This window comes from Demequina sp. (assembly GCF_024642165.1).
GTDB lineage: Bacteria > Actinomycetota > Actinomycetes > Actinomycetales > Demequinaceae > Demequina.
This window is the reverse complement of sequence record NZ_JAHEBP010000037.1, coordinates 10,782-18,431: the sequence shown is the minus strand read 5'-3', so window position 1 is coordinate 18,431 and position 7,650 is coordinate 10,782. Positions and strand designations below refer to the sequence as shown.

Here is a 7,650-nt window from a genome sequence, read left to right as displayed (position 1 = left end):
TGTCACTGCGCGGCGTCGTAGGCCTCGCGCACCTTGCCGGGGATGCGGCCACGCTCGGGCACGTCCACGCCGCTGGCCTTGGCCCAGGCACGGATGGCGGCCGCGTCCGACCCGCCCGCGGCGGCCTTGCGGACGCGCGAGGGGGCCTTGCGCGCCGAGGTGCGGCGGCCCGCACCGATCCACGGTCCGAACGCGTCGCGGAGCGCCGCGGCGTTGGCCTCGTTGAGGTCGACCTCGTACGACGAGCCGTCGAGGGAGAACGAGACCGTCTCGGTCGCGGTCGAACCGTCGATGTCATCGACCAGGACAACCTGCACCTTCTGCGCCACGGTATTTCCTTTCCTAGGGGGTGAGGCGATATTGGCACCTCGCACTTCCGCAGTCAATTCCGGAGGCGGCCGTTATCGGCGAATTCCGCGGCGCATTTTCGGTGCGCATTACTGCGTGCGCCGAATGTCGACTTTCAGCGCTGCTCGGGGGCCTGCTCGGGGGCCTGCTCCGGCGCGTCGGCGGGCGGCGCCACGGCGTCCGGATCGCCGGCGGTGACCGCCGCATCGTCCCTGCCGGAGGCCTCGCGGGCGGCGTCCTCGGCGTCCTCGCGAGCGAGGGCGGCGCGCTCGTTGCGGTCCGCGCGGATCACGGCGCGCATCACGAACCAGAACAGCAGCCCCACGCCGATGGACGGGATGATGCCCACGAGCACCGCGTTGAGGGCCACGTCAGTCCTCCGTGGGCTTGACGAGCGGGAACAGGATGGTCTCGCGGATCCCCAGGCCGGTGAGCGCCATGAGCAGGCGGTCGATGCCCAGGCCCATGCCGCCGGACGGGGGCATCGCGTACTCCATGGCGGTGAGGAAGTCCTCGTCGAGGCGCATCGCCTCGTCGTCCCCCTGCGCCGCCATGCGGGCCTGCTGCGCGAAGCGTTCGCGCTGGATGACGGGGTCCACCAGCTCGGAGTAGGCCGTCGCGAGCTCGATGCCGTGAATGTAGAGGTCCCACTTCTCGACCACGCCGTCGATCGAGCGGTGATCCCGAGTCAGCGGAGACGTCTCGACCGGGAAGTCGCGCACGAACGTGGGCCGGGTCAGCGTGGGGCCTACGTGGTGCTCCCACAGCTCCTCGACCAGCTTGCCGTGGTTGACGCGCTGGGGGTCGACGCTGATCTCCGCGTGGTCGCAGAGCGTCTCGAGGTACTCGACGGGCGTGGTGGGCGAGATCTGCTCGCCCAGCGCCTCGGACAGCGAGCCGTACATGGTGAGCTCGGGCCACTCCCCGCCCAGGTCGTACTCCTCGCCGTCCGCCAGGGTCACCACCCGGCTGCCGAACAGGTCGTCGGCCGCGCCCTGCACCAGGTCCTTGGTGAGCGTCGCCATGGTGTCGTAATCGCCGTAGGCCTCATACGCCTCCAGCATGGAGAATTCGGGCGAGTGGGACGAATCCGCGCCCTCGTTGCGGAAGTTCCGATTGATCTCGAACACCCTCTCGATGCCGCCCACGGCCGCGCGCTTAAGGAACAGTTCGGGCGCGATCCGCAGGTAGAGGTCGATATCGAAGGCGTTCATGTGCGTGACGAAGGGGCGTGCCGCGGCGCCGCCCGGCTGCGTCTGCAGCATCGGGGTCTCGACCTCGATGTAGCCGCGCGAATGCAGGCTCTCCCGCAGGCTGCGCATCATGCGGGCGCGGTTGCGCACCGTGTCCCGCGCCACCGGGCGGGCGATGAGGTCCACGTAGCGCTGGCGCACGCGCGACTCCTCGGACAGTTCCTTGTGGAGCACCGGCAGCGGGCGCAGGGCCTTGGCGGCGATCGCCCACTCGTGCGCGAACACCGAGACCTCACCGCGGCGCGACTTGATGGCGCGGCCCTGGGCGAACAGGTGGTCGCCCAGGTCGACGTCGGCCTTGAAGGCGGCGAGCGACTCCTCGCCCACCTCGGCGAGGCTCAGCATGATCTGCAGGCGCTGGCCCTCGCCGTCCTGGATCGAGGCGAAGCACAGCTTGCCGGTGTTCCGGATGAAGACCACGCGGCCGGCGACGCCCACCACGTCCTGGGTCTCCGCGCCGTCCTCGAGGTGCTCGTACTGCGCCTTCACGTCGGCGATCTCGTGGGTGCGCGGGACGGAGACCGGGTACGCCTCGCCCCCGGACTCGATGATGCGGTCGCGCTTCTCGCGGCGCACGCGCATCTGCTCGGGGATGTCGTCGGCGTGGTCGGGGGCCGCAAGGGAGGGCACGGTGGTCTCTTCGGTCACGGGCGCAAGTCTATCGGCGGCCAGGAGCGCCGATGCGGGGTCCCGCTGCTGCTGACAGTGCGCACGGAGTGCGGTGCGACACGCGGGGCGCGAGGGCACGATGCGGTGCGTGGCGCGGCGTGTCGCCGTCAACTCCGTGCGCAGTGTCGGGGGTGTCGGGGGTGTCGGGGGTGTCGGGGGTGTCGGGGCTTCAGGCCAGGTCGAGACCCAGGTCCACGATGGGCGAGCTGTGGGTGAGGGCGCCCACGGACATGAAGTCCACGCCGGTTGCGGCGACGTCGCGCGCGTTCGCCAGCGTCAGGCCGCCCGTGGCCTCGAGCCACACCTTGCCGGTGGCCGCCTCGCCCGCGCGCACCTCCGCGACCAGCGCGGCCATCGCATCGGCGCCCATGTTGTCGAGCATCAGGAAGCGCGCCCCTGCCGCGATCGCCTCGCGCGCCTGCGGGACACCCTCGACCTCGACCTGCACGGGGACCTCCGGAAAGCGCTCCCGGATGCGGCCGATCGCGCCGGCGACCGAGCCCGCCGCGACGATGTGGTTGTCCTTGACCATGGCGCAGTCGAACAGGCCCATGCGCTTGTTGACGCCGCCGCCCATGCGCACGGCGTACTTGTCCAGCTCCCGCAGCCCGGGCGTGGTCTTGCGGGTGTCGAGCACGCGCGCGCCGGTGCCCGCGAGGGCGTCGACCCAGCGGGAGGTGTGCGTCGCGACGCCGGAGGCTCGCGACAGCAGGTTGAGCAGGGTGCGCTCGGCGATCAGCACCACGTGTCCGGCGCCCTCGATCCGCGCGACCACGGCGCCGGGTGCCAGGCGATCGCCGTCCGCGGCCTCCGGGGTGACCACGGGCTTGGGGAGGCCCAGCCGCTCGGCCACCTGGCGCATCGTCTCCTCGATGGCGTCGACGCCGGCGAGCACGCACGCCTCGCGGGTGGCGACCACTCCGGCGACGCGGGAACCGGCGGGGATGGTGGCCTGGGTGGTGACGTCGCGGCCCGGGACCGGCCCCAGGTCCTCATCGAGCGAGGTGTGGACGATGCGCGCGAGCCAGGCCGCGTCGAGCGGGGCGTCCTGGGGACGTTCCTCGGGGTGCGTCATGCTCCCATTGTGGCGGGATCGCCGAGGCCGCCCTAGTCCACCTATACCCCCAGGGGGTATGATGGGACCACGCTTCGAACCCCGCAGGAGGACCCCATGGCCGAAATTCACCTCAGTGCCGAGGAGATGGACCCCGTGGTCAAGCGCCTTCGCCGCGCGCACGGCCAGCTGGCCGGCGTCATGAGGATGATCGAGGAGGGGCGTGACTGCGCTGACGTGGTCACGCAGCTCGCCGCCGTCTCCAAGGCGATCGACCGCGCCGGCTTCACCATGATCGCGACCGGCCTGGAGCAGTGCGTGCGCACGGACGAGGACACCACGGAGGCCAAGGAGCGCCTCCAGAAGATGTTCATGTCCCTGGCCTGACGGGCCCGCCGAACAGATCTGGGACCTAGGTCGGAATATACCCCCGGGGGTATCTGTTAGCATGGGTCCATACCTGTGAAGGAAGGACCCCACACATGCGCATCCTTGTGATCGGCGGAGTCGCCGGCGGCATGAGCGCCGCCGCCCGTGCACGCAGGCTCGACGAGCACGCAGAGATCATCGTCTTCGAGAAGGGCCGCTACGTGTCCTTCGCCAACTGCGGCCTGCCGTATCACGTGGGCGGCGAGATCGAGCACGATTCGTACCTGCTGCTGCACTCCCCCGACTCCCTCAAGGCGGAGCTCGACCTCGACGTGCGCATCGAGCACGAGGTGATCGGCATCGACCGCGATGCGCAGACCGTGCTCGTGTCGACGCCCGACGGCGTGCAGACCTTCGAGTACGACGCCCTCGTCCTGTCCCCCGGCGCGGACGCGATCGTGCCGCCCATCGACGGCATGGACCTGCCCGAGGTCACGCACCTGCGCACGGTCGACGAGGCCCGCAACCTGGCCGCCCGCGCGGCGACCGCTCGCCGCGCCGTGGTCATGGGCGCCGGCTTCATCGGCCTCGAGACGGCCGAGGCGTTCCGCCACCGCGGCATCGACGTCACCCTGGTCGAGCTGGCCCCTCAGGTGCTCCCGCCGCTCGCACCCGAGATGAGCGCGCTGGTCGAGAAGGAGCTGCGCGCCCACGGCGTCGACGTCCGCACCGGCGTGGCCGCGACCGGCGTCACCGCCGCATCGTCCGACCTGGGCGACGGCGTGAGCGTCCACCTGTCCGACGGCGGCGAGGTCCCCGCGGACATCGTGGTGGTGTCGGTGGGCGTGCGCCCCAAGTCCGGGCTCGCCCGCGAGGCGGGCCTCGAGCTCGACCCGCGTGGGGCGATCCTGGTCGACGAGCAGCAGCGCACCTCGGACCCCCACATCTGGGCCGCGGGCGACGCGACCGCGGTGCGCCACGGCGTCACCGGACAGGTGGGCCCGGTGCCGCTCGCGGGCCCGGCGAACCGCCAGGGCCGCCGCGCCGCGGACTCGATCATGGGGCGCGTCGACAACGCTCAGCCGGTGCTGGGCACGGCGATCGTGCGCGCCTTCGACCTCACCGCCGCGACCACGGGCGCCAGCCCGCGCATGCTCGACGCGGCCGGCATCGAGTACTTCGTGGTGCACACGCACCCCGCGAACCACGCGGGCTACTACCCCGGCTCGCAGGTGCTCCACCTCATGGGCGTGTTCTCTCCCGAGGGCAGGCTGCTGGGCGCACAGGCAGTGGGCCCCGACGGCGCCGACAAGCGCATCGACGTGCTCGCCACCGCGCTGCGGGCGGGCTTCTCTGCCGACGACATCGCCGAGCTCGAGCTCGCATACGCACCCCCGTTCGGTTCGGCCAAGGACCCCGTGAACATGCTGGGCTTCCTGGCCCAGAACGTGGTGAACGGCACCACCAAGGTGTGGACGGCGGCGGAGCTCGACTGGGTTCGGGACAACGCCCTGCTCCTCGACGTGCGCTCCGAGCGCGAGTACGCGATGGGTCACCTGCCCGAGGCGATCAACCTGCCGCACACACACATCCGGGAGTACATCGAGGGCGTCAAGCAGATCGCGGCCGGCCGCCCGGTGCGGGTGTTGTGCGCCTCCGGCGTGCGCTCGTACTACGCGCACCGGGTGCTCGCGCAGCACGGGTTCGACTCGGCCACGCTCGACGGCGGGATGTTCACGCTGGTCGACGCGGTCCCGGGGCTCGAGCTGGCCACGGGTGCACAGCAGGCGGCCAACGCCTAGCCTCGGCACCCGCTGACAGTGCGCACGGATTCCGATGCGACACCCCGAGCATCGGGGCCGATTCGGGGTGGATCACCGGGGTGTCGGGCCTCACTCCGTGCGGAGTGTCAGGGGGGCGAGGGGGCGCGGGAGCTGCGGCCCGCCGTCAGGTCAGGTCGACCGGCGCCCTCATGAAGTCGAGCGCGCCGTCCGGGTCGAGGCGCGCCGCGAGCCTCACCGCCCACGCCGGATCGCGATCCGGGAAGTCCGAGCGCACGTGACCGCCGCGGCTCTCCTCGCGCAACAGCGCGGCGTGGCACAGCACGGATGCGGTCGCGACCACATTGGTGGTCTCCCACTCCGCCGTCTGCGGCACCGCCGCGGACACCGGATCCGCGCGGAAGCGCGCGCGGATCCGGTCCAACCGGGCCACCGCATCGTCCAGGCCGTCGCCGTCCCTCACGGGCCCCGCGCCCTCGTGCGCGATGGCCTGCACGCGGGTGCGCATCGTCGCGGGGACCAGGGCCGAGTCACCGCCGCGCTCGACGGGCTCGAGCTGCCTCAGCACGCCGTCGGCGACGTTCTCGGCGGCGTCGCGCGCGGCTCGTCGCGCGAACACCAGGCCCTCGAGCAGCGAGTTCGACGCGAGGCGGTTGGCGCCGTGCACGCCGCTGGACGCCGCCTCGCCGATCGCGTAGAGGCCCTGCTGCGTGGACCGCCCGTGCAGATCCGTGAGGATGCCGCCGGAGTGGAAGTGCTGCGCCGGCGCCACGGGGATGAGGTCGTGGGCCATGTCGATCCCGTGCTCCTCGAGGCTCGCCCAGATGCTGGGGAACCTGCCGCGCAGGAAGGTCGCGTCCAGGTGGCGGCAGTCGAGGAACACGGAGTCCGACTCCTCCTCGCGCATCACCTCGACGATGGTGCGGCTCACCACATCGCGGGGCGCCAGCTCGGCGAGCTCGTGACGGCCCACCATGAATCGCTCACCCGCGTTGTTCAGCAGGAAGGCTCCCTCGCCGCGCACCGCCTCGGAGATCAGGGGCAGCTGGCCGCGCGCATTGGCGCCCTCCCAGAGCACCGTCGGGTGGAACTGGACGAACTCGACGTCCGCGATCGCCGCGCCCGCCCGGAGTCCGATCGCGAGCCCGTCGCCCGTGGCGGACGCGGGATTGGTCGAGGAGCGGAACACCTGGCCGATGCCGCCGGTCGCGACCACCACGGCCTTCGCCAGCGCCGCGCCCACGCCGTCGCGCGAGCCCTCGCCGATGATGTGCAGGGTCACGCCGCACACCGGCCCGGGACGCCCGTCCGCGTCGGGCGCGGCGGTGAGCAGGTCGAGCACCATCGCGTGCTCGATGACCTCGATACCGGGGTCGTTGCGCACCGCCTCGAGCTGCTCGATGAGCGCGCGGGAGATCTCCGCACCCGTGGCGTCTCCCCCGGCGTGCGCGATCCGGTCGCGGTGGTGGCCGCCCTCGCGCGTGAGCGTGATGCCGCCGTCCGGCCCGGTGTCGAAGTTCGCGCCGCGGCGGACCAGCTTGCGCACCGAGTGCGGGCCCTCGGTGACCAGCACCCGGACGGCGTCCTCGGAGCACAGCCCCGCGCCGGCGACCAGCGTGTCCTCGAGGTGCTCCTCGGGGGTGTCCTCCGGGTCGAGCGCGGCGGCGATCCCGCCCTGCGCCCACACCGTGCTGCCCGAGGACAGCACGCCCTTCGTCACCACCAGCACGTGGTCGACTCGCTCGCGCAGGTCGAGCGCCGTGGTCAGGCCCGCAATGCCGGAGCCCACCACCACCACATCCGTCTCGATGGTCCAGCCGGGCTGAGGTGCGGCCAGCCGCCGCACGAATGCTGTCATTCGCACAGGCTACCGGCGCACTCCCCCGGGACGATGCGCGGGCCGGCTGGGGCGCCCGGCCCTGACAGTGCGCACGGAGTGGGGCGCGACACGCAGGGCCCCGGGACCGAATCGGCCCCGATCAACGGCGTGTCGGATCCGGATCCGTGCGGAGTGTCAAAGAGGGGGCGGCGGGTCAGTGCGCCTCGTGGAAGGCGTCCCAGCCTCGCGAGTGGAACGCGTGCACCGGCAGCCCCGAGGGCTCCAGCTCGGACCCGGGCGGCACCAGCCCGGGCTCGTCCGAGCACTCGACGATGCGGTTGTCGGCGTCCACGAACA

Annotated in this window: 7 protein-coding genes; 2 read left to right on the top strand and 5 right to left on the bottom strand. The window is 72.0% G+C overall.

The genetic code is table 11. The annotated features are described in order from the left end of the window. Positions 1-2: 2 nt before the first annotated feature. The 4 genes from Q0L54_RS05215 to nadC all read right to left on the bottom strand — a co-directional run bounded on the left by Q0L54_RS05215 (position 3) and on the right by nadC (position 3,345). The gene (locus Q0L54_RS05215; protein WP_296665993.1) at positions 3-329 is read right to left on the bottom strand and encodes an Lsr2 family protein; all 327 of its coding nucleotides are present in this window, start codon (positions 327-329) and stop codon (positions 3-5) included. Between the two features lie 134 nt (positions 330-463). After that, on the bottom strand, positions 464-718 hold the full coding sequence (locus tag Q0L54_RS05210) for a hypothetical protein (RefSeq protein ID WP_296665992.1): 255 nt from the start codon (positions 716-718) through the stop codon (positions 464-466). A 1-nt stretch (position 719) separates the two neighbouring features. Further along, entirely contained in the window at positions 720-2,183 is a 1,464-nt protein-coding gene (gene lysS, locus Q0L54_RS05205; RefSeq protein ID WP_296665999.1) for a lysine--tRNA ligase, read from the bottom strand. A 256-nt stretch (positions 2,184-2,439) separates the two neighbouring features. Further along, positions 2,440-3,345 (bottom strand): carboxylating nicotinate-nucleotide diphosphorylase, encoded by a 906-nt coding sequence (gene nadC, locus Q0L54_RS05200; RefSeq protein WP_296665990.1) that lies wholly within the window; start codon positions 3,343-3,345, stop codon positions 2,440-2,442. A 105-nt stretch (positions 3,346-3,450) separates the two neighbouring features. On the opposite strand from nadC, the gene Q0L54_RS05195 reads away from it, so the two are divergent. Together Q0L54_RS05195 and Q0L54_RS05190 are read left to right on the top strand one after the other, a co-directional pair. Then, on the top strand, positions 3,451-3,711 hold the full coding sequence (locus tag Q0L54_RS05195) for a metal-sensitive transcriptional regulator (protein ID WP_296665998.1): 261 nt from the start codon (positions 3,451-3,453) through the stop codon (positions 3,709-3,711). A gap of 95 nt (positions 3,712-3,806) precedes the next feature. Further along, positions 3,807-5,495, top strand: a complete 1,689-nt coding sequence (locus tag Q0L54_RS05190; RefSeq protein WP_296665988.1) for an FAD-dependent oxidoreductase — start codon at positions 3,807-3,809, stop codon at positions 5,493-5,495. Positions 5,496-5,640: 145 nt separating this feature from the next. Here Q0L54_RS05190 and Q0L54_RS05185 read toward each other — a convergent pair whose 3' ends face one another. Beyond that, positions 5,641-7,332 (bottom strand): L-aspartate oxidase, encoded by a 1,692-nt coding sequence (locus tag Q0L54_RS05185; protein WP_296665986.1) that lies wholly within the window; start codon positions 7,330-7,332, stop codon positions 5,641-5,643. Between the last annotated feature and the right edge of the window lie 318 nt (positions 7,333-7,650).

Bases quoted from the DNA above. Each gene is read 5' to 3' on its own strand.
- lysS (WP_296665999.1), bottom strand. From the start codon at position 2,183: ATGCGCGTGCGCCGCGAGAAGCGCGACCGCATCATCGAGTCCGGGGGC.
- nadC (WP_296665990.1), bottom strand. From the start codon at position 3,345: ATGACGCACCCCGAGGAACGTCCCCAGGACGCCCCGCTCGACGCGGCC.
- Q0L54_RS05190 (WP_296665988.1), top strand. From the start codon at position 3,807: ATGCGCATCCTTGTGATCGGCGGAGTCGCCGGCGGCATGAGCGCCGCC.
- Q0L54_RS05185 (WP_296665986.1), bottom strand. From the start codon at position 7,332: ATGACAGCATTCGTGCGGCGGCTGGCCGCACCTCAGCCCGGCTGGACC.